Origin of the sequence: Burkholderia sp. BCC1638, assembly GCF_902833195.1 — a bacterium.
Classification (GTDB): domain Bacteria; phylum Pseudomonadota; class Gammaproteobacteria; order Burkholderiales; family Burkholderiaceae; genus Burkholderia; species Burkholderia diffusa.
Window position 1 is genome coordinate 131266 of sequence record NZ_CADFEC010000011.1, and the last position, 26565, is coordinate 157830.

At 66.9% G+C, this 26565-nt stretch carries 27 protein-coding genes; 22 read left to right on the plus strand and 5 right to left on the minus strand.

The window, feature by feature from the left end:
• Window positions 1-47 precede the first annotated feature (47 nt).
• The 4 genes from HWX22_RS15660 to HWX22_RS15675 are packed head-to-tail and all read left to right on the plus strand — an operon-like array spanning window position 48 to window position 3741.
• Window positions 48-1013, plus strand: a complete 966-nt coding sequence (locus HWX22_RS15660; protein ID WP_175915958.1) for an L-carnitine dehydrogenase — start codon at window positions 48-50, stop codon at window positions 1011-1013.
• Window positions 1014-1019: 6 nt separating this feature from the next.
• Entirely contained in the window at window positions 1020-1508 is a 489-nt protein-coding gene (locus tag HWX22_RS15665) for a thioesterase family protein (protein WP_175915959.1), read from the plus strand.
• 57 nt (window positions 1509-1565) lie between these two features.
• Window positions 1566-2522 (plus strand): alpha/beta hydrolase, encoded by a 957-nt coding sequence (locus HWX22_RS15670; RefSeq protein ID WP_175915960.1) that lies wholly within the window; start codon window positions 1566-1568, stop codon window positions 2520-2522.
• Between the two features lie 22 nt (window positions 2523-2544).
• Entirely contained in the window at window positions 2545-3741 is a 1197-nt protein-coding gene (locus tag HWX22_RS15675; protein WP_175915961.1) for a TauD/TfdA family dioxygenase, read from the plus strand.
• Window positions 3742-3934: 193 nt separating this feature from the next.
• On the opposite strand, the gene HWX22_RS15680 is transcribed toward HWX22_RS15675, so the two are convergent.
• The 3 genes from HWX22_RS15680 to HWX22_RS15690 all read right to left on the minus strand — a co-directional run bounded on the left by HWX22_RS15680 (window position 3935) and on the right by HWX22_RS15690 (window position 5873).
• Window positions 3935-4237, minus strand: coding sequence for a DUF4148 domain-containing protein (locus tag HWX22_RS15680; protein WP_059534248.1), 303 nt, complete (start codon window positions 4235-4237; stop codon window positions 3935-3937).
• 214 nt (window positions 4238-4451) lie between these two features.
• A complete protein-coding gene (locus HWX22_RS15685; protein ID WP_175908806.1) occupies window positions 4452-5438 on the minus strand; it encodes an oxidoreductase in 987 nt (328 codons plus the stop codon).
• 144 nt (window positions 5439-5582) lie between these two features.
• Window positions 5583-5873 carry a DUF3331 domain-containing protein gene (locus HWX22_RS15690; protein ID WP_044847789.1) on the minus strand — a complete coding sequence of 97 codons (291 nt, stop codon included), beginning with the start codon at window positions 5871-5873 and terminating at the stop codon, window positions 5583-5585.
• A gap of 676 nt (window positions 5874-6549) precedes the next feature.
• Here HWX22_RS15690 and HWX22_RS15695 point away from each other — a divergent pair.
• From HWX22_RS15695 to HWX22_RS15735, 9 genes are all read left to right on the plus strand, one after another.
• Complete coding sequence (locus tag HWX22_RS15695) at window positions 6550-7314, plus strand: SDR family oxidoreductase (RefSeq protein ID WP_175915962.1); 765 nt, start codon at window positions 6550-6552, stop codon at window positions 7312-7314.
• A 52-nt stretch (window positions 7315-7366) separates the two neighbouring features.
• The gene (locus HWX22_RS15700; RefSeq protein ID WP_175915963.1) at window positions 7367-8209 is read left to right on the plus strand and encodes an ureidoglycolate lyase; all 843 of its coding nucleotides are present in this window, start codon (window positions 7367-7369) and stop codon (window positions 8207-8209) included.
• Window positions 8210-8232: 23 nt separating this feature from the next.
• On the plus strand, window positions 8233-9510 hold the full coding sequence (locus HWX22_RS15705; RefSeq protein ID WP_175908807.1) for an L-fuconate dehydratase: 1278 nt from the start codon (window positions 8233-8235) through the stop codon (window positions 9508-9510).
• A gap of 88 nt (window positions 9511-9598) precedes the next feature.
• Complete coding sequence (locus tag HWX22_RS15710) at window positions 9599-10375, plus strand: SDR family oxidoreductase (RefSeq protein ID WP_175908808.1); 777 nt, start codon at window positions 9599-9601, stop codon at window positions 10373-10375.
• 12 nt (window positions 10376-10387) lie between these two features.
• On the plus strand, window positions 10388-11929 hold the full coding sequence (locus tag HWX22_RS15715; protein WP_059702311.1) for a sugar ABC transporter ATP-binding protein: 1542 nt from the start codon (window positions 10388-10390) through the stop codon (window positions 11927-11929).
• Window positions 11930-11959: 30 nt separating this feature from the next.
• Window positions 11960-12997: an ABC transporter permease gene (locus HWX22_RS15720; protein WP_059534257.1), complete on the plus strand. Its 1038-nt coding sequence runs from the start codon at window positions 11960-11962 to the stop codon at window positions 12995-12997.
• Window positions 12998-13073: 76 nt separating this feature from the next.
• Window positions 13074-14015, plus strand: coding sequence for an ABC transporter substrate-binding protein (locus tag HWX22_RS15725; protein ID WP_059534259.1), 942 nt, complete (start codon window positions 13074-13076; stop codon window positions 14013-14015).
• Window positions 14016-14058: 43 nt separating this feature from the next.
• A complete protein-coding gene (locus HWX22_RS15730; RefSeq protein ID WP_059534358.1) occupies window positions 14059-14949 on the plus strand; it encodes an amidohydrolase family protein in 891 nt (296 codons plus the stop codon).
• 74 nt (window positions 14950-15023) lie between these two features.
• Window positions 15024-15785, plus strand: coding sequence for a FadR/GntR family transcriptional regulator (locus HWX22_RS15735; protein WP_059534261.1), 762 nt, complete (start codon window positions 15024-15026; stop codon window positions 15783-15785).
• 16 nt (window positions 15786-15801) lie between these two features.
• Here the strand turns inward: HWX22_RS15735 and HWX22_RS15740 are convergent, their stop codons facing one another.
• Window positions 15802-17043: an FAD-binding oxidoreductase gene (locus tag HWX22_RS15740; protein ID WP_059819514.1), complete on the minus strand. Its 1242-nt coding sequence runs from the start codon at window positions 17041-17043 to the stop codon at window positions 15802-15804.
• Between the two features lie 428 nt (window positions 17044-17471).
• Here HWX22_RS15740 and HWX22_RS15745 point away from each other — a divergent pair, with 428 nt between their 5' ends.
• From HWX22_RS15745 to HWX22_RS15755, 3 genes are all read left to right on the plus strand, one after another.
• The gene (locus HWX22_RS15745) at window positions 17472-18179 is read left to right on the plus strand and encodes a YfiR family protein (protein WP_175915964.1); all 708 of its coding nucleotides are present in this window, start codon (window positions 17472-17474) and stop codon (window positions 18177-18179) included.
• Window positions 18176-19444: a diguanylate cyclase gene (locus tag HWX22_RS15750; protein ID WP_175915965.1), complete on the plus strand. Its 1269-nt coding sequence runs from the start codon at window positions 18176-18178 to the stop codon at window positions 19442-19444. The genes HWX22_RS15745 and HWX22_RS15750 overlap by 4 nt, the downstream gene beginning before the upstream one ends.
• An 84-nt stretch (window positions 19445-19528) precedes the next feature.
• Window positions 19529-20038: an OmpA family protein gene (locus HWX22_RS15755; protein ID WP_059819512.1), complete on the plus strand. Its 510-nt coding sequence runs from the start codon at window positions 19529-19531 to the stop codon at window positions 20036-20038.
• A 56-nt stretch (window positions 20039-20094) separates the two neighbouring features.
• Here the strand turns inward: HWX22_RS15755 and HWX22_RS15760 are convergent, their stop codons facing one another.
• Window positions 20095-20715, minus strand: coding sequence for a hypothetical protein (locus tag HWX22_RS15760; RefSeq protein ID WP_175915966.1), 621 nt, complete (start codon window positions 20713-20715; stop codon window positions 20095-20097).
• Between HWX22_RS15760 and HWX22_RS15765 the strand changes: the two genes are divergently transcribed.
• From HWX22_RS15765 to HWX22_RS15790, 6 genes are all read left to right on the plus strand, one after another.
• On the plus strand, window positions 20707-21243 hold the full coding sequence (locus tag HWX22_RS15765) for a hypothetical protein (RefSeq protein WP_175915967.1): 537 nt from the start codon (window positions 20707-20709) through the stop codon (window positions 21241-21243). The two genes, HWX22_RS15760 and HWX22_RS15765, sit on opposite strands and share 9 nt — an antisense overlap.
• Window positions 21244-21528: 285 nt before the next feature.
• Complete coding sequence (locus HWX22_RS15770; protein ID WP_059534285.1) at window positions 21529-22647, plus strand: branched-chain amino acid ABC transporter substrate-binding protein; 1119 nt, start codon at window positions 21529-21531, stop codon at window positions 22645-22647.
• A gap of 184 nt (window positions 22648-22831) precedes the next feature.
• Entirely contained in the window at window positions 22832-23758 is a 927-nt protein-coding gene (gene livH, locus HWX22_RS15775) for a high-affinity branched-chain amino acid ABC transporter permease LivH (RefSeq protein ID WP_006484734.1), read from the plus strand.
• A gap of 11 nt (window positions 23759-23769) precedes the next feature.
• Window positions 23770-25041 (plus strand): high-affinity branched-chain amino acid ABC transporter permease LivM, encoded by a 1272-nt coding sequence (locus HWX22_RS15780; RefSeq protein ID WP_175915968.1) that lies wholly within the window; start codon window positions 23770-23772, stop codon window positions 25039-25041.
• Complete coding sequence (gene livG, locus HWX22_RS15785; RefSeq protein WP_175908821.1) at window positions 25038-25811, plus strand: high-affinity branched-chain amino acid ABC transporter ATP-binding protein LivG; 774 nt, start codon at window positions 25038-25040, stop codon at window positions 25809-25811. Before HWX22_RS15780 ends, livG begins: the two co-directional genes overlap by 4 nt.
• On the plus strand, window positions 25811-26512 hold the full coding sequence (locus HWX22_RS15790; RefSeq protein ID WP_006484776.1) for an ABC transporter ATP-binding protein: 702 nt from the start codon (window positions 25811-25813) through the stop codon (window positions 26510-26512). The genes livG and HWX22_RS15790 overlap by 1 nt, the downstream gene beginning before the upstream one ends.
• Window positions 26513-26565 lie beyond the last annotated feature (53 nt).

Genomic DNA, 26565 nt, shown 5'->3' on the forward strand with positions numbered 1-26565 from the left:
CGGGCGCGGTCGCCGTCCGATTTCCCCAGATTTGAAGGATGCGTGACATGGCAGTGAAGACCGACATCAAGACGTTCGCCGCGATCGGCACCGGCGTGATCGGCAGCGGATGGATTTGCCGTGCGCTCGCGCACGGTCTCGACGTGGTCGTGTGGGACCCCGCGCCGGGCGCCGAGGAGCGGTTGCGCGCGAACGTCGCGAATGCGTGGCCCGCGCTCGAACGCGTCGGCCTCGCGCCGGGCGCCGATCCCGCGCGGCTGCGCTTCGAGTCGACGATCGAGGCCTGCGTCGCCGACGCGGACTTCATCCAGGAAAGCGCGCCCGAGCGCGAGACGCTGAAGCTCGAACTGCACGAGCAGATCAGCCGCGCGGCGAAGCACGACGCGATCATCGCGTCGTCGACGTCGGGGCTGCTGCCGACCGACTTCTACGCGCGTGCGACGCACCCGGAGCGCTGCGTGGTCGGCCATCCGTTCAATCCGGTCTACCTGCTGCCGCTCGTCGAGGTGCTCGGCGGCGCATGCACGTCGCCGGAAGCGGTCGAGGCCGCGATGGCGATCTATCGCAAGCTCGGCATGCGGCCGCTGCACGTGCGCAAGGAGGTGCCGGGCTTCATCGCGGACCGGCTGCTCGAAGCGCTGTGGCGCGAGGCGTTGCATCTCGTCAACGAAGGCGTCGCGACGACCGGCGAGATCGACGATGCGATCCGCTTCGGCGCGGGCATCCGCTGGTCGTTCATGGGCACGTTCCTGACCTACACGCTGGCCGGCGGCGATGCCGGCATGCGACACTTCATGCAGCAGTTCGGCCCCGCGCTCGAACTGCCATGGACGAAGCTGGTCGCGCCGAAGCTGACCGACGAACTGATCGACAGCGTCGTCGAAGGCACGAGCGAGCAGCAGGGCACGCGCAGCATCAAGGAACTCGAACGTTACCGCGACGAGTGCATCACCGAGGTGCTGAAGGCGATCGCCGCGGTGAAGGCGCGGCACGGGATGCGATTCGAGGACTGAACGAACATGACCGGCGATACCCCGCTGACGATTTATCACGACGTCGTGCGGCCCGAGTGGGTCGACTACAACGGCCATCTGCGTGACGCGTTCTATCTGCTGATCTTCAGCTTCGCGACCGATGCGCTGCTCGACCGCATCGGTCTCGACGATGCCGCGCGTCGCGAGCGGGGCCGCTCGGTCTACACGCTCGAAGCGCACGTGAACTATCTGCAGGAGATCAAGGAAGGCACGCGCGTGCGCGTCGATGCGCGGGTGTTCGCGCATGACGCGAAGCGGCTGCACCTGTATCTCGAGTTGTTCGCGGACGGCCATGACGGCGCGGTGTCGGCGAGCGAGCAGATGCTGCTGCACGTCGATACGCGCGACGGCGCGAAATCGGCGCCGTTCGACGACGACGTCGCCGCGCGCGTGGCCGACCTGCATGCGTTGCAGCGCGATTGCGCGGCGCCCGCGTATGCGGGGCGTGTGATCGGACTGCCGCCGCGTCGCTAGGGGCGACGTTCAACGTTCAAGTTTCAACGTTCAATCTTCGACCGCGGAGCGCACACGATGCTCGAACCGGAAATCGCGGCGTTCGTTGCAGCCGTCGACACGTGGTATCCGGCCGACGCGGCGGCGCGCTCGCCCGTCGAGCAACGCCGCGTCTACGATCGCTTCGCGGCCGCATGGACGCCCGACGAACTGCCGCCCGGCATCGTGCAGCAGGACGCCGCGTGGCACGCGCCGGACGGCCGCGCCATCGCACTCCGGCGCTACGCGCCTGCGCACGGCGAGCCGCGCGGCACCGTGCTGTTCTTTCATGGCGGCGGCTTCGTCGTCGGCTCGCTCGACAGTCACGCGCTGATCACCGCGCAACTGGCCGCCGACACGGGGCTGGCCGTGATCGCGGTCGACTACCGGCTCGCGCCCGAGCATCGTGCGCCGGCCGCGCTTCAGGATTGCCTGGCCGTCACGCGCGCCGCACGCGACGCAACCCGCTGGCCATTCGGCTCGTGCGCACGACCGCTGACGCTCGCGGGCGACAGTGCGGGCGGCAATCTCGCGGCGGCCGTCGCGACCGCGCTGCGCGACGCGGGCGAAGGCGGTATCGACGGGGTCGCACTCGTGTATCCGATGCTCGGCATCGAACCACAATCGCCGGCGCGCGAGACGGAAGCGCACGCGCCGATGCTGACGCTTGACGACGTCCATTGCTATCGCGCGCTGTATTGGGGCGATGCGGATGAAACCGCGTTGAACGACGATCCGCTGCTGCGCGCATCCGTGCCGCTTGCGGCGACACGCTTCGACGGGCTGCCGCCCGTGCTCGCGATCGGCGCGGAACACGATCCGCTGCGCGACGATGCGCGCGTCTACGTCGAACGGATCCTTGCGGCCGGCGGCGCCGCGCGTTACTGGAGGGGAGAGGGGCTGGTGCACGGCTGCTGGCGCGCGCTCGGAACGAGCCCGCAGGCGGCGCGGATGCACCGGATGATCGGCGGGTTTCTGCTCGCACCACACGCGTAGCGGGCGTTTCCGGGAGGCAACGATGCAGGCAGCGCAACACCGTATCGAGGACTGGCGGACCTTTTCCGCCGACGCGGCCATTGCGGCGGCGACGATCGGCGATGGAGCGGTGGACGTCGAGTGGAGCGACACGCGACGATCGCCGTTTCACTTCGACTGGCTGCGCGACAACTGCGCGTGTTCCGCGTGCGTGCACGCGCTCACGCGCGAACAGGTGTTCGAGATCGCCGACGCACGCGAGGATCTGTCTGCGCTCGCCGTGCATGTCGAAACCGACGGCGCGCTGCACGTCGAGTGGAACGACGGACATCGCAGCACCTGGTCGCCGGGATGGTTGCGTGCGCATGCATACGACGATGCGTCGCGCGCGGAACGCCAAGCCGCGCACGGGCGGCACGTATGGGCCGGCGACGATGCGACGGCGATCGGCGTGTTCGCGTGGCGTGACGTGATGGAGGACGACGGCGCGTTGCGCGCGTGGCTTGCCGCGTTGCAGCGCACGGGATTGACGCTCGTCGAGGGCGTGCCGGCCGAACGCGGCCGGGTCGACGAGATCGCGCGTCGTGTCGGCCTGATCCGCGAAAGCAATTTCGGCGTGCTGTTCGATGTCGAATCGAAGCCGCGACCGGACAGCAATGCCTATACGTCGCTCAACCTGCCGCCGCACACCGACCTGCCGACGCGTGAATTGCAGCCGGGCGTGCAGTTCCTGCATTGCCTCGCGAACGACGCAACGGGCGGAGACAGCATCTTCCTCGACGGCTTTGCGCTCGCGCAAGCGTTGCGGCGCGACTACCCGGCCGATTTCGAATACCTTGCCTCGACGCCGTTCGAGTTCTGGAACAAGAGTGCGAACAGCGACTACCGCTGCTCGGCGCCGGTGATCGGCCTCGATGCACGCGGCAACGTGACGGAAGTGCGCGTCGCGAACTTCCTGCGCGGGCCGCTCGATGCGCCGGCCGGATCGGTCGCGGCCGTCTATCGCGCGTACCGGCGGTTTCTCGCGCTCGCGCGCGAGCCGCGTTTCCGGGTGCAGCGTCGCCTGCGGGCGGGCGACATGTGGGCGTTCGACAACCGGCGCGTGCTGCATGCGCGCACCGAGTTCGATCCGTCGACGGGCCGCCGGCATCTGCAGGGCTGCTACGTCGATCGCGACGAACTGCTGTCGCGCTGGCGTGTGCTGTCGCGTGCGGCGCCTGCTGCAACCGCTGGGCGTTGACCGACGCTTACGGCAACGCCACGCATACCTCGCCGTGGAAAAAGCGCCCGGACGCAGTGCGCCCGGGCGAAGCCACCCGCTGCCGGGCGGCGGAGGTATGCGTTTCACAAAACAAGACGAGCCCGCATCAGGGGCTCGTCCGGGTACAGCTTCGTCGCGCGATGCGCGGTGCGCCCGCCAGGGGCGCGTCGGCTTACTGGCCGAAGAAGATCGAGTCGCGCGCGTTCGACGACGCTGCGGCGACCGGGGCGCCCGAGTGGACGACCGGAACCGGTTGCGCGCCGTAGCCGCTGGCGTCGGCACCATGAACACGCGCTTCCGCCGACTGGATGTCGTTCGGGTAGTACGGGCTCGACACGCCCGGCTTGTAGCCGGCTTGTTCGAGCTGGACCAGTTCGTTGCGGACTTGCGCGCGGGTCACGGTGCTTTGCGCGAAAGCGCCGAACGAAGCGGACAGGGCGACAGCGGCAACGACTGCGGAAACGAGCGATTTCATGATGACCTCCGGTGCTTTATTGGGTTCGCTTTCGACACCATGTCTGCAGCGATTGACTAAATCTTAGTCACCGGGTCGTGCAGGGTAAACGCTGATTTTGACGATAGATTGTTTCCGGACTGGTAACAGTGGGCCGCTCGATCAGGCTTTCACCAAGCTTTCATTTCTGCAAGTGCAATAAGCATGACAAATGTTGAGGCGAGTGGCGCGTGATTCAACGCACCTCGGTCGCCGGGTCGAACGGCGTGGCGGGCGGGCGACCCGCGGCCACGCCCGAGCTCAGGAAATGCACGCCCGTCGCGGCTTCGGATGCCTCCCACAGCAGCGCGGCGGTCGCCACATCGCGCGCCGCGCGCGGCACGCTCGCGGGCGCCGGCAGGCCGCGCGACTCGAACCAGCCGGACGGTCCGATGTACGAGCCGCCGGTGAGGTCGGGCGACGTCGCCGCGTGAATCGCGGGAAGCGCACCTTGATCGGCCGGTTGCGCGAGATAACGGTTCGCCGCGCGCATCAACGCGGCGCGCGTGGGCGAACTGTCCATCGCGGGGCCCGCGAACTGCAGATTGGTCGCCGCGTAGCCGGGGTGCGCGGCGACGCTGATGCCCGCGAACGCCGCGCGCTGGAAGCGGCGCTGCAGTTCGATCGCGAACACGAGGTTCGCGAGCTTGCTGTCGCAGTAGGCGAGATAACGGTTGTAACCGCGCTCGGCCCGCAGGTCGTCGACGCGGATCCGGCCGCCGCGGTTGAAGCCGCTCGACATCGTCACGACCCGCGCGCGCCGCGCGGCGCGCAGCGCGGGCAGCAGATGCCCGGTCAACGCGAAATGGCCGAGGTGATTGGTGCCGAACTGCATCTCGAAGCCGTCCTGCGTGTGTCGCAGCGGCAGGAACATCACGCCGGCGTTGTTGCAGAGGATGTCGACGCGGCCGTGGCGGTCGGAGACGTCGGCGGCGAAGCGCTGGATCGACGCGAGATCGGCGAGGTCGAGCGGATCGACTTCGACCCGGGCGGCGGGATGGAATCGGCGGATCGCATCGGCAGCCTGCGCGCCGCGCGTGGCATCGCGGCAGCCCATCACGACCGTCGCGCCCTTGGCGGCCAGCGTTTCCGCGATCTGCCAGCCGAGCCCGCTGTTGGCGCCGGTCACGACCGCGACTTTGCCACCTTGCGCCGGGACGTGGCGCGCGCTCCATGCATGCATGTCTGCCTCCATCGGCGTGGCCGGTGCGCCACGACGTGTAATCGTTACATTGAATGCTGTAACGATAGTCCGCGCGGGCGGGGCAGACAAGCGGGGGAACTAGACCGGCGGTTCTAGGCCGGCTTGCGTGTCGCGCGACGGACGTTACCGGCTGCCGGCCAGGGCGAGCACTTCGGCGGCGGAGATCATCGCGGCCGCGTTTGCCGGTGCCGGGCGCTCGGCCGGGCGAAAGACTTCGTCGCCGCGCTGGATGACCTGACGCGACAGCGCGCAGGTGCCGGTGCGCTGCGCGAAGCGGCGGCGCCAGCGCTGTTCGCCGTAGTGACAGCGGCCGGGTTCGACCCAGCGGACGACGAGCAGCGTATCGGAGCGTTCCAGAATTTCGACGTGGACGTCGGCGGGATCGAGCACAGGCAGGGATTTGGAGGCCTTCATTTGCCGTTTCCTAAAGCTCGTGCGGTTTCGCTCGTGGCAGTGGATGTCACTACCCAACGGCGATTCCGTAGCGGTTTCCATGAGTGGTGCGCTAAATGTAAGCGTCTGTGACCGGAAAAAACATCCTGTCTGGCTCAAATTACCTTTTGCCGATTTAGAAACAATCGACGCGCATTTTCTTGAAAAACCAACGACAAAAGCGCCCCGGACGCGAACGCCCGGGGCGGAAAATCGGCCCGCGCCACCATGTCTGCTCGCTCAGTCACGTGGACACCGCGGGGGACGGAGGTGCCCGTCAGGGATCTGCGACGGGCGGGGTGCGGTGGTCCGGGCAGCGCGGTCCGGCAACGCCATGATCGCGCGCGTCCCCCGTTGACACCCTGACGGGAACATGACTTTTTTGTCAGTTTCGCCGCGACGGCGGCGCGACACAGGCGCCCGAGGCCGGCGCAAACCCGCGCCGGCATTGGCTTTGCGGGGCAAGTGATTGCTCTGCGGAATCGGAAAAAGACGGTAACCGAAGTACCTCGCACCGCCTGCCGGCCCGATTTTGCCGTTCGGGAAAATACTGAATCACGCGATCGTGACAAATCCGGAATCTGTTCCTATGATTGGTTGGACCTTTAGTCCTTTGTGCCAATTAGTCGGCTCGCCGGCTTCTACAGGAGTGGTGCTCATGAGATTGCAGGGCAAGCGCGCGCTGGTGACGGCGGCCGGGCAGGGTATCGGCCGCGCGACCGCGCTGCGGTTCGCAAGCGAGGGGGCCGACGTGCTGGCGACCGACATCAACGAAGCCGCGCTCGCGCAACTCGCGGCCGACGCCGAACGCGCAGGCGGCAGGCTGGCCACGCGGCGGCTCGACGTGACCAATGCGGGCGACGTGTCGGCACTCGCCGCGCAGGAGCGTGCGTTCGACGTGCTGTTCAACTGCGCGGGGTTCGTGCACCACGGCTCGATCCTCGATTGCGACGATGCCGCGTGGGCGTTCTCGCTGAACCTCAACGTCACGTCGATGTACCGGCTGATCCGCGCGCTGCTGCCGGCGATGCTGGCAGCGGGCGGCGCGTCGATCATCAACATGGCGTCGGCCGCGTCGAGCGTGAAGGGCGTGCCGAACCGCTTCGTCTACGGCACCACCAAGGCGGCCGTGATCGGCCTGACCAAGTCCGTCGCCGCCGATTTCGTCGAGCAGCGCATCCGCTGCAACGCGATTTGCCCGGGCACGATCGAGTCGCCGTCGCTGGAACAGCGGATCGCCGAGCAGGCGCGTACGCGCCAGGTGTCGACCGACACCGTGCGCGAGGCGTTCGTCGCGCGCCAGCCGATGGGCCGCATCGGCACCGCGGACGAAGTGGCCGCGCTCGCGTTGTATCTCGCGTCGGACGAAGCGTCGTTCACGACCGGCGCGATTCATCTGATCGACGGCGGCTGGTCGAACTGACCGCGTCTAGCGAACCGCGCCGTTCCATCCACTTTCCGTTTCCTCACACAACATGAAACTGCTGAGATTTGGCGACAAACACCACGAAAAGCCCGGCCTGCTCGATGCGCAGGGAAAGATTCGCGACCTGTCGGGCGTGATCGACGACATCGCCGGCGATGCGCTCTCGCCCGCGTCGCTCGCACGGCTGCGTGACATCGACCCGTCGTCGCTGCCGCTCGTCGAAGGCACGCCGCGACTCGGCGCGTGCGTCGGCCGCGTCGGCAAGTTCATCTGCATCGGGCTCAACTATTCCGACCACGCGGCCGAATCGGGCATGGAAGTCCCGAAGGAGCCGGTCGTGTTCGGCAAATGGACGAGCGCGATCTCGGGCCCGAACGACGACGTCGAGATTCCGCGCGGCTCGGAGAAGACCGACTGGGAAGTCGAGCTCGGTGTGGTGATCGGCCAGGGCGGCCGCTACATCGACGAGGCCGACGCGCTGTCGCACGTCGCCGGCTACTGCGTGGTGAACGACGTGTCGGAGCGCGAGTACCAGCTCGAGCGCGGCGGCACGTGGGACAAGGGCAAGGGCAACGACACGTTCGGCCCGCTCGGCCCGTGGCTCGTGACGGCCGATGAAGTGCCCGATCCGCACGCGCTGCGGCTGTGGCTCGAGGTGGACGGCCACCGCTACCAGAACGGCACGACCGCGACGATGGTGTTCCGTGTGCCGCATCTGATCAGCTATCTGAGCCGCTTCATGAGCCTGCAGCCGGGCGACGTGATCTCGACCGGCACGCCGCCGGGCGTCGGCCTCGGGCAGAAGCCGCCGGTCTATCTGCGCGCCGGGCAGGTGATCACGCTCGGCATCGACGGGCTCGGCGAGCAGCGCCAGCGCACCGTGCAGGCCTGATTTCCTTTTACGGACCGTTCGTCATGCCTATCATTCGATCGATGCGCGTCCTCGACGTGCGCTTCCCGACCTCGCAGCAGCTCGACGGCTCCGATGCGATGAACCCGGACCCCGACTATTCGGCCGCGTACGTCGTGCTGGAAACCGACCACGACGGGCTCGAAGGCCACGGGCTCACGTTCACCATCGGGCGCGGCAACGAAATCTGCTGCGCGGCGATCGACGCGATGCGTCACCTCGTCGTCGGCCTCGACCTCGACTGGATCCGCGAGGACATGGGCCGCTTCTGGCGGCACGTGACGTCGGACAGCCAGTTGCGCTGGATCGGCCCCGACAAGGGCGCGATCCATCTGGCGACGGGCGCCGTCGTCAACGCGGTGTGGGACCTGTGGGCGAAGGCGGTCGGCAAGCCGCTGTGGCGGCTCGTCGCGGACATGAGCCCCGAGGAAATCGTGCGTGCGATCGATTTCCGCTACCTGACCGACTGCCTGACGCAGGACGAGGCGCTCGAGCTGCTGCGTCGGCAGGCGCCGGGCAAGGCCGCGCGGATCGCGACGCTCGAGCGTGAAGGCTACCCGTGCTACACAACGTCGGCGGGCTGGCTCGGCTACAGCGACGACAAGTTGCGCCGGCTGTGCCGTGAGGCGGTGGACGCCGGTTTCGACTACGTGAAGCTGAAGGTGGGCGCGAACCTGGAGGACGACATCCGTCGCGTGACGATCGCGCGCGAGGTGATCGGCCCGGACCGCAAGCTGATGATCGACGCGAACCAGGTGTGGGAAGTCGACGAGGCGATCGACTGGGTGCGCGAGCTGGCCTTCGCGAAACCGTGGTTCATCGAGGAGCCGACGAGCCCCGACGACGTCGAAGGGCATCGCAAGATCCGCGAGGCGATCGCGCCGGTGCAGGTTGCGACCGGCGAGATGTGCCAGAACCGCGTGCTGTTCAAGCAGTTCATCGCGCGCGGCGCGATCGACGTCGTGCAGATCGACGCATGTCGGCTCGGCGGCGTGAACGAGATTCTCGCGGTGATGCTGCTGGCCGCGAAGTACGGGCTGGCGGTGTGTCCGCATGCGGGCGGCGTCGGGCTGTGCGAATACGTGCAACATCTGTCGATGATCGACTACGTGTGCATTTCCGGCACGAAGGAAGGGCGCGTGACCGAATACGTCGATCATCTGCACGAGCATTTCGTCGAACCGTGCGTCGTGCGCGGCGCGGCGTACATGCCGCCGACGGCGCCCGGCTTTTCGATCGAGATGAAGCCCGAATCGCTGGAACGGTATCGATTCCGCGGCTGAAGCGCGTGGCATGCGGCATGCGGCACGAGAACGCACGATGCACCGCGCGCGGCCCGCGCGGCGACAACATGAACGACGGAGACGCGAAGTGGATTTGAATCTGCAAGACAAGATCGTGATCGTGACGGGCGGCGCGTCGGGCATCGGCGCTGCGATCTCGATGCGGCTGGCCGGCGAAGGTGCGATTCCGGTGGTATTCGCGCGCCACACGCCGGACGACGGCTTCTGGCGCGAACTCACGCGCAAGCAGCCGCGTGCCGCGTGCATGTCCGTCGAACTGCAGGACGACGCGCAGTGCCGCGACGCGGTCGCGCAAACCATCGCGCGCTTTGGCTGCATCGACGGCCTCGTCAACAACGCGGGCATCAACGACAGCGTCGGGCTCGATGCCGGGCGCGACGCGTTCGTCGCATCGCTCGAACGCAACCTGGTCCACTACTACGTGATGGCGCATTACTGCGTGCCGCACCTGAAGGCGACGCGCGGCGCGATCGTCAACATCTCGTCGAAGACGGCCGTCACCGGGCAGGGCAACACGAGCGGCTATTGCGCATCGAAGGGCGCGCAACTCGCGCTGACGCGCGAATGGGCCGTCGCATTGCGCGACGACGGCGTGCGCGTGAACGCCGTGATTCCGGCCGAGGTGATGACGCCGCTCTACCAGACCTGGATCGCCGGTTTCGACGATCCCGAAGCGAAGCTCGCGGAAATCGCCGGCAAGGTGCCGCTCGGCAAGCGCTTCACGACTGCCGACGAGATCGCCGACACGGCCGTGTTCCTGCTGTCGGACCGCGCGTCGCACACGACGGGCCAGTGGCTGTTCGTCGACGGCGGCTATACGCATCTCGATCGCGCGATCGGCTGAGGGCATCGAGTCATGCAACCCGATCTGAACCCGACCGCCGCACCCGCCGCGCTGATTGCGCTGACCGGCATCGGCAAGCGCTTTCCGGGCGTGCAGGCGCTCGACGATTGCCGGTTCGACCTGCATGCCGGCGAAGTCCACGCGCTGATGGGCGAGAACGGCGCCGGCAAGTCGACGCTGATGAAGATTCTCGCCGGTGTCTATCAGAAGGACGAAGGCGAGATCCGGATGGACGGCCGCGCGGTGGAGATCGACGATCCGCGCGCCGCGCAGGCGCTCGGCATCGGCATCATCCATCAGGAACTGAACCTGATGAACCACCTGAGCGTCGCGCAGAACATTTTCATCGGGCGCGAGCCGCGCGGCCGCTTCGGCGTGTTCGTCGACGAGGACCAGCTCAACCGCGACGCGGCCGCGATCTTCGCGCGGATGCGGCTCGATCTCGATCCGCGCACGCCGGTCGGCCGGCTGACGGTCGCGAAGCAGCAGATGGTCGAGATCGCGAAGGCGCTGTCGTTCGACTCGCGCGTGCTGATCATGGACGAGCCGACCGCCGCGCTGAACAACGCGGAGATCGCCGAGCTGTTCCGCATCATCGGCGACCTGCGCGCGCACGGTGTCGGTATCGTCTACATCTCGCACAAGATGGACGAACTGCGCCAGATCGCCGATCGCGTGACGGTGATGCGCGACGGCAAGTACGTCGCGACCATGCCGATGGCGGACACGTCGATGGACGCGATCATCGCGATGATGGTCGGCCGCCAGCTCGATACGACGTTCCGCACGCCGCCCGATACGTCGGCCAACGAGGTCGCGCTCGAAGTGCGCGGGCTGTCGCGCGGCCGCGCGATCCGCGACGTCGGCTTCACGGTGCGGCGCGGCGAGATTCTCGGCTTCGCGGGGTTGATGGGCGCGGGCCGCACCGAGGTCGCGCGCGCGGTGTTCGGCGCGGATCCGGTCGACGCGGGCGAGATTCGCGTGCACGGCAAGACCGTGACGATCCGCACGCCGGCCGACGCGGTCGCGCACGGGATCGGTTATCTGTCGGAGGACCGCAAGCACTTCGGGCTCGCGGTCGGGATGGACGTGCAGAACAACATCGCGCTGTCGAGCATGCAGCGCTTCGTGCGCCGCGGCATGTTCCTCGATGCGCGCGGGATGCGCGACACCGCGCAGTCGTACGTGCGGCAGCTCGCGATCCGCACGCCGTCGGTCGCGCAGCCGGCGCGCCTCCTGTCGGGCGGCAACCAGCAGAAGATCGTGATCGCGAAGTGGCTGCTGCGCGACTGCGACATCCTGTTCTTCGACGAGCCGACGCGCGGCATCGACGTCGGCGCGAAAAGCGAGATCTACAAGCTGCTCGACGCGCTCGCCGCCGACGGCAAGGCGATCGTGATGATCTCGTCGGAGTTGCCCGAGGTGCTGCGCATGAGCCACCGGATTCTCGTGATGTGCGAAGGGCGCGTGACCGGCGAGTTGCGCGCGGCCGACGCCACGCAGGAAAAGATCATGCAGCTCGCGACGCAGCGCGAGTCGACCGTATTGTCCTGATTCAGACGCCGATCCTTAGGCTTACAGACCATGTCCAACGATACGCATCCCGTCCCGCCCCTTGCTTCCGGCGACACGCCGGCCGCCGCATCGAGCCTGAAGTCGCGCTTCTTCAACCCGGCCGCGCGGCAGAAGCTGCTCGCGTTCGCGAGCCTCGTGCTGCTGATCGTGTTCTTCAGCTTCGCGTCGTCGAACTTCCTCGAAGTCGACAACCTCGTGGCGATCCTGCAGGCCACCGCCGTGAACGGCGTGCTGGCCGTCGCGTGTACCTACGTGATCATCACGTCGGGCATCGACCTGTCGGTCGGCACGCTGATGACGTTCTGCGCGGTGATGGCCGGCGTCGTGCTGACGAACTGGGGCATGCCGCTGCCGCTCGGCATCCTGGCCGCGCTGTGCTTCGGCGCGCTGTCGGGCAGCGTGTCGGGCTTCGTGATCGCGAAGATGAAGGTGCCGCCGTTCATCGCGACGCTCGGGATGATGATGCTGCTCAAGGGGTTGTCGCTCGTGATCTCGGGCACGCGGCCGATCTACTTCAACGACACGCCGGGCTTCACGTCGATCGCGCAGGATTCGCTGATCGGCAGCCTGATTCCCGCGCTGCCGATTCCGAACGCGGTGCTGATCCTGTTCCTCGTTGCGGTCGGCGCGTCGATCGTGCTGAACCGGACCATCTTCGGCCGCTACACGTTCGCGCTCGGCAGCAACGAGGAAGCGCTGCGCCTGTCCGGCGTGAACGTCGACGCGTGGAAGATCGCCGTCTACACGTTCAGCGGCGCGGTGTGCGGGATCGCCGGGCTCCTGATCGCGTCGCGGCTGAATTCCGCGCAGCCCGCGCTCGGGCAGGGCTACGAGCTCGATGCGATCGCGGCCGTCGTGATCGGCGGCACATCGCTGTCGGGCGGCGCGGGCAGCATCGTCGGCACCATCATCGGCGCGTTCATCATGAGCGTGCTGACCAACGGCCTGCGCATCATGTCGGTCGCGCAGGAATGGCAGACGGTCGTCACGGGCGTGATCATCATCCTCGCCGTCTACGTGGACATCCTGCGCCGGCGCCGCCGCTGACGCACGCACGAACACACATGTGCTTCACCGCCGGCCCGTCCGGCATTTCAGTCGATACCAACCAAGGAGACGCGAAGTGATCAGGAGCAAGGTGTTGAACGCGATCGTCGGACTGACGTTCGCCGTGGGCGTGACGGCCGGCGCGCAGGCGCAGGAAACCTACATCCCGCTGATTTCGAAGGGCTTCCAGCATCAGTTCTGGCAGGCTGTGAAGGCGGGCGCGATGCAGGCGGCGAAGGACTACAAGGTGAAGGTGACGTTCGAAGGCCCCGAAACCGAGGCGATGGTCGACAAGCAGATCGACATGCTGTCCGCCGCGATCGCGAAGAAGCCGGCGGCGCTGGGCTTCGCGGCGCTCGACAGCAAGGCCGCGCTGCCGCTCCTGAAGAAGGCGCAGGCCGAGAAGATCCCGGTGATCGCGTTCGACTCGGGCGTCGACAGCGACATCCCGGTGACGACCGCCGCGACCAACAACAAGGCCGCCGCCGCGCTCGCCGCCGACAAGCTCGCCGCGCTGATCGGCGACGAGGGCGAGGTGGCCGTGGTCGCGCACGACCAGACGAGCCGCACCGGCATCGATCGCCGCGACGGCTTTCTCGAACGGATGAAATCGGCGCACCCGAAGGTGCGGATCGTGACCGTGCAGTACGGCGAAGGCGACCAGCTGAAGTCGACCGAAGTGACGAAGTCGATCCTGCAGGCATACCCGAAGCTCAAGGGCTTGTTCGGCACCAACGAAGGCTCGGCGATCGGCGTGGTGAACGGCGTGCGCGAGATGAAGCGCAAGGTCGTGATCATCGGTTACGATTCCGGCAAGCAGCAGAAGGACGCGATCCGCAGCGGGATGATGGCCGGCGCGATCACGCAGAATCCGGTCGGGATCGGCTACAAGACCGTCGAGGCGGCCGTGAAGGCGATCAAGGGCGAGAAGCTGCCGAAGGTCATCGATACCGGTTTCTACTGGTACGACAAGACCAACATCGACGACCCGAAGATCACGGCGGTGTTGTACGACTGAACGTGACGTGACACGGCGAACGACGGCGAAACGCGAGGACACCATGGGCGCAGTGCGCATCGATTCTCATCAGCACTTCTGGCGTTATCGCGCGGCCGACTTTCCGTGGATCGGCGCCGGCATGGGCGTGCTCGCCCGCGATTACATGCCCGACGCGCTGTGGCCGCAGATGCATGCGCAGGCGCTCGGTGCATCGATCGCGGTGCAGGCGCGCGTCGGACGCGACGAGACGGCGTTCCTGCTCGATCTCGCCCGCGACGAAGCGCGCATCGCGGCCGTGGTCGGCTGGGAGGACCTCGGTGCGCCGGCGCTCGCCGACCGTATCGCTGAATGGCGCAGCCCGAAGCTGCGCGGCTTTCGTCACCTGCTGCAGGACGAAGCCGACGTCGGCGCGTTTGTCGCGGATCCCGCGTTCAATCGCGGCGTCGCCTGGCTGCAGGCGAACGGCTACGTGTACGACGTACTCGTGTTCGAACGTCAGTTGCGCGACGTGCGCGCGTTCTGCGCGCGGCACGATGCGCACTGGCTCGTGCTCGATCACGCGGGCAAGCCCGCGCTCGCCGAGTTCGACCGCGACGACACCGCGCTCGCCCGCTGGCGCGCCGGGCTGCGCGAGCTTGGCGCGCTGCCGCACGTCGTGTGCAAGCTGTCGGGGCTCGTGACCGAGACGGACTGGCGGCGCGGCCTGCGCGGGCAGGACATCCGCCATATCGAGCAATGCCTCGATGCGGCGCTCGACGCGTTCGGCCCGCAGCGGCTGATGTTCGGTTCGGACTGGCCCGTGTGCCTGCTCGCGGCGTCGTACGACGAAGTGGCGTCGCTGGTCGAGCGCTGGGCCGAAGCGCGGTTGTCGGCGGCCGAGCGCGACGCGTTGTGGGGCGGTACGGCCGCGCGGTGCTATGCGGTGCCGGGCGATACGAAGCCCGGCATATAGAATAGGCGCGAACGGCCTGACGATCCCGCATTCGTCAGACCGTCCGCCACGCAACCGCTTACCTGTATCAACGTATGTCCATCCAGCCGATTCAGAACCGCCGCCTCTACCAGCAGATCGCCGACAAGCTCAGCGCGATGATCGAGTCAGGCGACTTCCCGCCGGGCAGCTACCTGCCGCCCGAGCGCGAACTGGCCGAGCAGTTCGGCGTGTCGCGCACGTCGGTGCGCGAGGCGCTGATCGCGCTCGAGGTGAACGGTCTCGTGAGCGTGCGTGTCGGCGACGGCGTGAAGGTGCGCCAGCCCGAGGCGGCCACCGCACCGCAACCGCAGATCGACACGACGGTCGCGCCGTTCTCGATCGTCGAAATCGATCCGGAGCTCGGCATCGCGATCGACCTCGATACCGAAATCCCGCCGTTCGCGCTGCTGCAGGCGCGCCGGCTGATCGAGCCAGAAGCCGCGTCGCTCGCCGCGAAACATGGCTCGGACGCGCAGATCGAAGGGATTCACGAGGCGTTCCTGCGCAACCAGGAAGACAACCGCAGCGGCTCGCTCACGCATCCGGGCGACCGGCTGTTCCATATCCGTATCGCGGAAGCGAGCGACAACCCCGCGTATGCGCTGATGATCAAGCAGCTGCTCGCGCACAAGTACGACCTGATGTTCCAGCGGCTGCAGTCGCTGTACATGCCGAACGACATGCCGCATCGGTCGGAGCTCGAACACCGCGCGATCCTCGACGCGATCCGCGCGCGCGACCCGGAGGCCGCGCGCCGCGCGATGGCCGAGCATCTCGACGAAGTGATCCGGATCTTCGGCCGCGCGCTCGACTGAGCGCGGGCGATCGGCATCAGAAGCGGTCGGCGCGGTAGGGCGTCGGATCGGTGAACGGCGTCTCGCCGGTCATCATCTCGGCCAGCAGGCGGCCGGAGACGGGGCCGAGCGTCAACCCGTGATGGTTGTGCCCGAACGAGAACCACAGCCCGCGATGCGCGGGCGCGGGGCCGATCACCGGCCGCATGTCGGGCGTGCACGGCCGGAAGCCGAGCCACGGGTGCGGGTCGAGCCGCTCGCCGAAGCCGAACACCGGGCGCGCGACGCGTTCCGCGCGATCGAGCTGCACGCCCGTCGGCGGCAGGCCGCGTCGGGCGATCTCGACGCCGGTGGTCAACCGCAATCCGCGCCGCATCGGCGCGATCACGTAGCCGTATTCGCGATCGACGATCGGCGCCGATGGCGCGCCGCGTTCGGACGGCGCGTAGTGCATGTGATAGCCGCGCTTCTCGCGCAGCGGAATCTTGTAGCCGAACTTGCCGAACACCGTGTCGGACCACGGGCCGAGCGCGACGACGACGGCCGGCGCAGCGATCCTGCCGTCGTGCGTCGTGACCTGCCAGCCGGGCGACAGCGCGTCGAGGCTCGCGGCATCGCCGGTGAGCAGCGTGCCGCCGCCTTGCACGAAGAGTTGCGCATAGGTTTTGACGAGCGCGGACGGATCGACGACGCTTTTCGGATCGAGCCAGTGCAGCGCGCCGCAGAAGCCCGCGGCGAGGCTCGGTTCTTGTGCGCGAAGTGCCGCGGCATCGAGCGGCGTGATGCCGAGCCCGTGGCGGCGCGCGGTGAGTCCCGCATCGGCGACCGCGCGGTCGAACGCGGCCGGCGTGCGGAACGCTTCCATCCAGCCGCTGGCGCGCACCAGTTCGCCGGCGCCGGCGCGCGCGATCAGCGCGTCGTGCTCGACGATGCAGCGCTCGATCAGCGGCAGCATGTCACGCGAGGCTGCCGCGTGACGCAGCGGCGCCGATTCCCACCAGAAGCGCGCGAGCCACGGCGCGAACGCAGGCAGCGACGCGCTGTGCCAATAGAGATCGGTGGAGCGGTTGAGCGCATAGCGCATCAGCGTGAACGGGCTGCGCGGGAACGGATACGGTTCGATCGACGAGCGCTCGATCAGCCCCGCGTTGCCGAAGCTCGTGCCTTCGCCGGGCGCGCCGCGGTCGACGAGAGCGACCTTGCGGCCGCGATCCTGCAGGTGCAGCGCGGCGGAGACGCCGACGATGCCCGCGCCTAGAACGATTACGTCGAAGTCCATGAGGGAAGACGAGATAGACGGTTGATGATCGACACTCGGCGTCGGCGACGCGCGCGACGGTCCGGTGCGCGGAACTGTAATCGAATGATCAGCAAGGATACTCGGGAACGCGGTGATGTGCGAATTGCGCTGCGACTTCCGCCGGCTTCGCATCGGTGCATGGGGGGAAACCGGTCCGGCGCGCCACTGCGGAACGTATGAAGTTTGCGTCGCGCTGTCGTCCCGTCAGCTGATCAATCTCCGGCATCGCATCGCCACGAACGGCGCCGATTCCGCATACTTTCCGACATGAATCGCGGGTGTATCCCACTGGTTTGGGATACGAATTTTTACCTAAGATGGAAGCACTCGTGCGCGCGACACGGTGCCTGCGCGCGCACGGCAGGCAGGAGGCAGGGCCGGGAACGACTGCAGCAGATGTTTCCATCATGGATGCGAGTGTGTGCGCGACGGCCGCGAGTCATGCGGCCGCATCGACGCCAGCGGGCGCGGCGGCAATCGCCGCGCGGATGGCGTCCGGCCGGTCGGGCCGAGTCGCCGGATTGCGCCACGCGTTCATCGCAATCGTTTGCGTTCTGAGCGTTGCCCCGGCCGTTCTTGCCGGGGCGCCTGGCGATGCCGACGAGCCGAACGACACGGTGCGGCTCGTCGGCACCACGACACCCGTTAATCCCACGAGTCCCGCCTTTTCGTCACACGACTCCGCCGTACGCCAGGTCGTGCTCGGCATCGTCAGTTTCACGCGCTGGCCGACGACGCCCGTTCGCCTGCATCTGTGCGTGACGGGCAGGCCCGACTACGCGGGCGACCTGACCGACACGATGCAGGCCGGCTCCACCGTGCTCGACGTGCAGCGCGTCCGCGTCGACGACCCCGCGCTCGGCGTCGCATGCGACGTCGTGTATCTCGGCGCGCTCGGAAGCGACGAGCGAAAGCGGGTACGAACCGCGCTGGTCGGCCGTCCGGTGCTGACCATCGCCGAACACGATCCGTCGTGCACCGCGGGCAGCATGTTCTGTCTCGCGGTCGAAGGCGAACACGTCACGTTCGACATCAATCTCGACGCCGTCGCGCGCAGTGGCGTGCGCGTGCATCCGAACGTGCTCAATCTCGCGCGGCGGACGCTGACGCCATGACACGTTCCGCACCCTCCATTTCGCCTTCGCGTGTGTCGCGCCCGACGCTGCAAAGCGTGTTGCGCCGCGCGCATTTGCGCCTCGCGTTCGTCGCGGTCGCGATGGCCGCCGTGTCGCTGATCGTCGTCGCCGTGATCGCGCTGCGCGCATACGCCGGCAACAACCTGAACCTGCTGGCGCGCTCGCTCGGTTACACGGTCGAGGCGGCGCTCGTGTTCGGCGACCACGTCGCGGCGAACGAGGCGATCGCGATGATCGCCACCGACGAGGACGTCGCGCAGGTGGTGGTCACCGATGGCAAAGGCCAGTTGTTCGCGACGTGGAAGCTGCCCGCCGAAGGCCGGATCGCCCGGCTCGAGCGCGGCGTCGCCGCGCTGGCGCTGCCCGGGCCCGTGAGCGCCCCGGTGATGCACGACGGCATCGTCGTCGGCCAGGTCATCGTGCGCGGTCGCGGGCATCAGTTCTTCGGATTCCTGCTCGGCAGCATCGGCGGCATTCTCGGCGGCCTGGCCGTCAGCGTGCTCGGCGCATATGTCAGCTCGAAGCGTTTGCTGCGCAACATCGTCGCGCCGCTGCGCGCGCTGGCCGGCGTCGCGCACGCCGTGCGGCGCGAGCGTGCGTTCGCGCGCCGCGTCGAGCCGGTGGCGATCGCCGAACTGAATCAGCTCGGCGACGACTTCAATGCATTGCTCGACGAATTCGAAGACTGGCAGAACACGTTGCGCGACGAAAACGCGTCGCTCGAACACAAGGCCACGCACGATGCGCTCACGGGGCTGCCCAACCGCGTGCAGTTCGAGTCGCGTCTGTCGCTTGCACTCTGCGACGCCGTCGTGACGGGGCAGCGGGTCGCCATCCTGTATCTCGACTGCGACCGCTTCAAGGAAATCAACGACGGCCTCGGCCACGATGCCGGCGACGCGGTGCTGATCGGCGTGGCGGCGCGGTTGCGCGCGCAGGTGCGCGAGACCGATCTCGTCGCTCGGCTGGGCGGCGATGAATTCGCGGTGATGCTGACCGCTGTGCGCGATACGGACAGCGTGTGCCGGATCGCCGACGAGATCTTGTCCGGCATGGTGCCGTCGATCGAACTGCCCGACGGACGCATGGTGGCCACCATGATGAGTGCCGGTATTGCGCTGTATCCCGATCATGCGTCCGACGCGAGCGGCCTGCTGCGCGCGTCGGATGCCGCGATGTACCGCGCCAAGCGTGCGCGGCCGGGGTCGTGGCAACTGGCGGAGGGCATAGCGGGACGGGTTTGATGTCTATCGTTTCGCGCCGCGGGCGAGGCCGCGGCGGCGGGATAATAAGCGCGCGCGAAGCGGGCGCGTACGAAGGGGTCGATCATGGATGACTCGTTGCCTGTGAGCATTGGGAGGATGTGCGTCGCGAGCGCGGTGCTTCTGTGCCTGCTGCTCGGCGGATGCAAGACGCCGCCGCTTCATCGTGGGCTCACGCAGACGCAGGTCACGGCGCTGAAGTCGGCCGGCTTCCAGGAAACCGAGCAGGGGTTCGAGTTCGGGTCGACGGGGCCGATTCTGTTCGATTTCGATCGGTACAACCTCAAGCCGGATGTCAGGCGGATCGTCGAGCGGATCGGCAGGACGTTGAGGTCGGCGGGGATCAACGGAGTGCGGGTTTATGGATATTCCGACGAGGAAGGGGAGGCTGCTTACGATCTCGAGTTGTCACGGCGGCGGGCGGAGGTGGTGGCGATCGAGCTTGTGGATGTCGGGCTGGACGGAAAGCGGATTGCGGTTGTCGGGAAGGGGAAGAGCGATCCGGTGGGGGATAACCGGACGCCAGCCGGGAGAATGCAGAATCGGCGGGCGGCGATCGTGGTTTCGCCGAGGTGAGGTGCGTCACGTCTGGATGATCAGCGACGTCAGCAGTCACGACCCGCCACCAAACATCACCAAGCGATATTGCAAGACGACCGCGACGCTCCCGCACCGCCGGTAGCCGTGCAATGCGAACCCGCGCCGTTGTCGTAGAACGTCCGCGTCACCGGCTGCGGCATCGATGGGTCGTACGGATTCGGCGCACCGTGCGGACCGCGCGCGGGATCGAAAGGTCGCGTGGGCGCATATGAATTCCTGCCGCCAGGCGCTTGCGACCCGTTGGCCCTCAGATAATCAGTCCAGTTCTGCGCGCGTTGTTCGTATCGGGGCAATGCGCGACCGAAGCTATCGCTGCCGCCCGCGCCGAGCGCAACGCGCTTCGAAGGCCATGCAGAATTGCCGGCCTCGTGTTCAACCGAAGGCTGCGGCTCGAGCGTATCGCCCGAAACCCGCAACGGCCGCGTATCAGGCGTATCGAACGGACTACGTTCAGGCGGCGCCGCGTACTTCACGCGCCGCGTCGTTAGCGCGGCACGCGCGTCATCCCTGGCCACAGCCCGGCGTTCCGAACGAAACACATTGGCCCCGCCAGAACGATCGACCAGCGAATCGCGGCCCGAGGCGTCAGCAGTCGAAACAGAAATCGCACAAGCAAGCGCGGCGGCGGAAGAAAAACGGAGAGGATGATTCATCGGGATCCGAACCAGGTGATGTGCAATGAAAAAAAAACGGCAGATCACTGGCTGGCGGCTCGGCGACGGGTGGGCGTCGAAGCGGCCCTGAAGCGACTGCGAATCGCGGAAGGGGCGACTCACAGGAAGGCTGGCTGGATTGCAGAAGCGAGGTCGCATTATTTCATAAAAATAACAAACCGCTTTCGCATGACGGATGAATGTCGGCAAACAGAAGGATTGGCGGCGCAGTCGCATCGCCCCGACACGGTGCACGCCGATACAATCATCAGTCGATTGATCTTCGGCGATCGGACCCTAAGCATCCAAAAGTGCACACGACGCACGACGACAAATCGCCGAAACCTAAACCCAGCAAGGATTTTGTCGACAAGCCCACCCAAAATCGCAACCCAATTGCACCCGCCGCAAACGTTCGCCACCCGCGCCAGTTGCTCCCCCATCGCCACCTCGCGCGAGCCAAGTTTCTCCGTGTTTTCCCTCATAGAAGCGGCATTTTTGACAGACGATTTAAAAACCCCCATATAATTTCGACTGCCTTGCCAACGGCTGTCGGACCATCCCTCCGGACGAGCAGTTGGCAAGCGGGGCAGGCGAAACGCTTGCGCAATGCAAGACGCATCACGATGTCTTTCCGAACCAGACGTCCCCCTTGGGGGACTGCAAGAGCCGGGCCCCGCTACGCAACATCCATCCGCAGGTCCGTCTTCATGTGTCTCGGGCGTGTCCCATGTCCTCGCCCCGGGTGCTGTTCGATTGCGCAAGTCATGCCGCCTTTGCCCGTATGACTAAACAACATCGAGGAGCTCCCAGATGACGCTGTCCCGTCTTACGTCCATTTCCGCCGCCGCCGTGCTGTTCGCCGCCGGCGCCGCCGCCGCGCAAGCGGAAACCGTGAAGATCGCCATCGCTGGTCCGATGAGCGGCTCGGTCGCCCAATACGGCGACATGGTGAAGGCCGGCGCGCTGACCGCGATCGAACAGATCAACGCGGCCGGCGGTGCGGGCGGCAACAAGTTCGAAGTCGTGCAGATGGACGACGCATGCGAACCGAAGCAGGCCGTCGCCGTCGCCAACAAGATCGTCAGCCAGAAGATCAAGTACGTGATCGGTCACGTGTGCTCGGGTTCGACGATCCCCGCATCCGACATCTACGAAAACGAAGGCATCGTGATGGTCACGCCGTCGGCCACCGCGCCGCAGCTGACGGAAGGCAAGAAGCGCCACTTCATCTTCCGCACGATCGGCCGCGACGACCAGCAAGGCCCGGCCGCCGCGCACTACATCATCAACAACGTGAAGCCGAAGAAGGTCGCGGTCCTGCACGACAAGCAGTCGTACGGCCAGGGCATCGCGTCGTCGGTGAAGAAGGACCTCGAAGCCGCGAAGATCCCGGTCGTGCTGTTCGAAGGCATCAACGCCGGCGATTCGGACTACTCGGCGATCATCACGAAGCTGAAGTCGCAAGGCGTCGATTTCGTCTACTTCGGCGGCTACCACCCGGAAATGGGTCTGCTGATGCGCCAGGCGCGCGAGCAGGGCGTGAAGGCCACGTTCATGGGGCCTGAAGGCGTGGGCAACAAGGACGTGACGGCAATCGCCGGCCCGGCTTCGGAAGGCATGCTGGTCACGCTGCCGGCCGACTTCTCGGCCGACCCGGCCAACGCGGCGCTCGTGAAGGCGTTCGCCGACAAGAAGCGCGACCCGAACGGCCCGTTCCAGATGCCGTCGTACGCAGCGGTGAAGATCATCGCCGACGCGATCGCCGGCGCGAAGACGACCGACCCGACGAAGGTCGCCGCGTACATGCACAAGACGACGTTCGACACGCCGATCGGCAAGGTCGCGTATGACGCTCAGGGCGACCTGAAGGCGTTCAAGTTCGTCGTCTACACGTGGCACAAGGACGCGACGAAGACCGCCGCCAAGTAATACGGAGTATCCGCCCGCGCGCCCGCCCTGTCCGAGACCCGGACGGGCGGGCGTGCATTCGCGCCGCGCATGACCGCATTGCGCGGCCGACGGGCGGCCCGAGACGACACCGTGCGTTGCGCGCGGCCGAACGCCGTGATCCGGCGACGGCATGCGACCCAGCGCCAACGGGAGCTTCCCGCACATGACTGACTTCTTTCCTCAATTCGCCCAGCAGCTGGTCAACGGCCTGACGCTGGGTGCGATCTATGCGCTGATCGCCATCGGCTATTCGATGGTCTACGGCATCATCGGCATGATCAACTTCGCCCACGGCGAGATCTACATGATCGGCGCCTACGTGGGCCTCGTGACCCTCACCGCCATCGGCATCTCCGCCGGCTATCCGCTGCCGCTCGTGCTCGGCGCCGCGCTGATCGTGTCGGTGATCGTCACCGGCCTGTACGGCTTCGCGGTCGAGCGCGTCGCGTATCGCCCGCTGCGCGGCGGCCCGCGCCTCGTGCCGCTGATCTCCGCGATCGGCATGTCGATCTTCCTGCAGAACTACGTGCAGATTGGCCAGGGCGCGCGCGACGTGTCCGTGCCGGTGCTGATCTCCGGCGCATTCGACATCCACCTCGGCGGCGACTACGACGTGACGATTCCGTATGCGCGTCTGTTGATCGTCTGCGTGACGATCGTGCTGATGATCGCGCTGACGCTGTTCATCTCGCATTCGCGGATGGGCCGTGCCTGCCGTGCGTGCGCTGAAGACATGAAGATGGCGAACCTGCTCGGCATCGACACGAACCGCGTGATCTCGTTCACGTTCGTGCTCGGCGCGATGCTGGCGGCCGTCGGCGGCGTGCTGATCGGGCTGACGATCGGCAAGCTGAATCCGTACATCGGCTTCGTCGCGGGCATCAAGGCGTTCACCGCCGCGGTGCTGGGCGGGATCGGCAGCATCCCGGGCGCGATGCTCGGCGGCGTGCTGCTGGGCCTCGCCGAAACCTTCGCCGCAGGCTACATGCCGGCCGAGTACAAGGACGTCGTCGCGTTCGGCCTGCTCGTGCTGATCCTGCTCTTCCGCCCGACCGGCCTGCTCGGCAAGTCGGACATCGAAAAGGTTTGAGGGAGACGCAGATGAGTCAAGTCATTTCCGTTCGTCGCCCGGCCGCCGACGCTTCGGTCGGCCAGGCGCTGAAGAATGCCGCGGCCGCCGCGCTGCTGACGGCGATCCTCACGATTCCGGTGCTCGGGCTGCAGCTGAAGCTCGACGGCTATCAGGTCGTGCTGACGCCGCACTGGCGTCCGGTGTGGATCGCGGTCGCGGCCGTGTTCCTGTTCCAGTTGTTCAAGCCGTGGCTCGTGCGCGCGAAATCCGCAGTGAAGCTGCCGGCGATGCCCGCGATGGGCGCGCAGCAGCAGCGCGCGATCATCTGGGGGCTGCTCGCGGTCGGCCTCGTGTGGCCGTTCTTCGGTTCGCGCGGTGCCGTGGACGTCGCGACGCTCGCGCTGATCTACGTGATCCTCGGCCTCGGGCTGAACATCGTGGTCGGTTTCGCGGGGCTGCTCGATCTCGGCTATGTCGGGTTCTACGCGGTCGGCGGCTATACGTACGCGATGCTGAACCAGTATTTCGGGCTGTCGTTCTGGGAGTGCCTGCCGATCGCGGCGATCGCCTCGGCGACGTTCGGCTTCCTGCTCGGCTTCCCGGTGTTGCGTCTGCGCGGCGACTATCTCGCGATCGTCACGCTCGGCTTCGGCGAAATCATCCGCCTGCTCGCCAACAACCTGACGAGCCTCACGGGTGGCCCGGACGGCATCTCGAGCATTCCGAAGCCGACGGTGTTCGGCTTCGAGATGGCGCGCTCGGCGAGCGTCGAAGGCGCGAAGACCTTCCATGAACTGATCGGGCTGGAATACAGCGGCGAGCACATGGTGATCTTCCTGTACCTGATCGCGCTGGTGCTGGTCGGCTTCACGCTGTTCGTGACGAGCCGCCTGATCCGCATGCCGATGGGTCGTGCGTGGGAAGCGCTGCGCGACGACGAGATCGCATGCCGTTCGCTGGGCCTGAACCCGACGCGCATCAAGCTGTCGGCGTTCACGCTCGGCGCGGCGTTCGCGGGCATCGGCGGCGCGTTCTTCGCCGCGCGTCAGGGCCTCGTGAATCCTGAATCGTTCACCTTCATCGAATCGGCGCTGATCCTCGCGATCGTCGTGCTCGGCGGGATGGGTTCGCAGCTCGGCGTGATTCTCGCGGCGATCCTGCTGACCGTGCTGCCGGAAGTCGCGCGCGGCTTCGCCGAGTACCGGATGCTGATCTTCGGTCTGGTGATGGTGTTGATGATGATGTGGCGTCCGCAGGGCCTGCTGCCCGCGAGCCGTCCCCACGTGGAGCTGCCGCAATGAGCGCGAATACGGAACTGTTGAAGGTCGCCGGGCTGCAGATGCGCTTCGGCGGGTTGCTCGCGGTGGACGGTATCGATTTCGACGTGCGCCGCAACGAGGTGTTCGCGATCATCGGGCCGAACGGCGCGGGCAAGACCACGGTGTTCAACTGCGTCGGCGGCTTCTACAAGCCGACCGGCGGCGACGTCGTGCTCGACGGCCACGCGATCGCCGGGTTGCCGAGCCACAAGATCGCGTTGAAGGGTCTCGTGCGCACGTTCCAGAACATCCGCCTGTTCAAGTCGCTGACGGTCGTCGAGAACCTGCTCGTCGCGCAGCATCGCAAGGTGAAGTCGGGGATGCTGCACGGCCTGTTCGCGACGCCCGCGTATCGCCGCGCGGAGAAGGAAGCGCTCGAACGCGCGGCCGTATGGCTCGACCGGATGGGGCTGACGGCGGTCGCCAACCGGCAGGCCGGCACGCTGTCGTACGGGCACCAGCGGCGCCTGGAGATCGCGCGCTGCATGATCACCGAGCCGCGCCTGTTGATGCTCGACGAGCCGGCGGCCGGTCTCAACCCGCAGGAGAAGATCGAACTGCAGCACCTGATCGACAAGCTGCGCCACGAGTTCGGCGTGTCGGTGCTGCTGATCGAACACGACATGAGCCTCGTGATGGGCGTGTCGGACCGCATCCTCGTGATGGAGCACGGCCGGCCGATCGTGATCGGCACGCCGGAAGCGGTTCGCAACGACCCGCGCGTGATCAAGGCGTATCTGGGGGAAGAGTGATGCTGAAGCTGGAACAGGTCCATACGCACTACGGCGCGGTCGAGGCGCTCGCGGGCGTGTCGATCGAGGTGAACAAGGGCGAGATCGTCACGCTGATCGGCAGCAACGGCGCCGGCAAGACGACACTGATGATGACCGTGTGCGGCACGCCGCGCGCATCGTCGGGCCGCGTGCTGTTCGAGGGCAACGACATCACCGCGATGTCGACGCACCAGATCATGCGGCAGGGGATGGCGATCTCGCCGGAAGGGCGGCGCGTGTTCCCGAGCCTGACGGTGCTCGAAAACCTGAAGATGGGCGGGTTTTTCGCGAGCCGTCACGAGATCGACGACGGCATCGAGCACGTCTTCAAGCTGTTTCCGCGCCTGAAGGAGCGCGCGGCGCAGCGGGCTGGCACGATGTCGGGCGGCGAGCAGCAGATGCTCGCGATCGGCCGCGCGCTGATGAGCAAGCCGCGCTTGCTGCTGCTCGATGAGCCGACGCTCGGTCTCGCGCCGCTCGTGATCGCGCAGATCTTCGACATCATCCGGACGATTCGCGACGAGGGCGTCACGGTGTTTCTCGTCGAGCAGAACGCGAACAAGGCGCTCGGCGTGGCCGATCGCGGCTACGTGCTCGAAACGGGGCGCGTGGTGCTCGCCGATACGGGCGCGAACCTGCTCGCGAACGACCGGATCAAGCAGGCGTATCTCGGCGGTTGATGCTGGATGCCGCCGGCCTGCAACGGGCCGGCGGCACGTGGTTCCGCTGACGC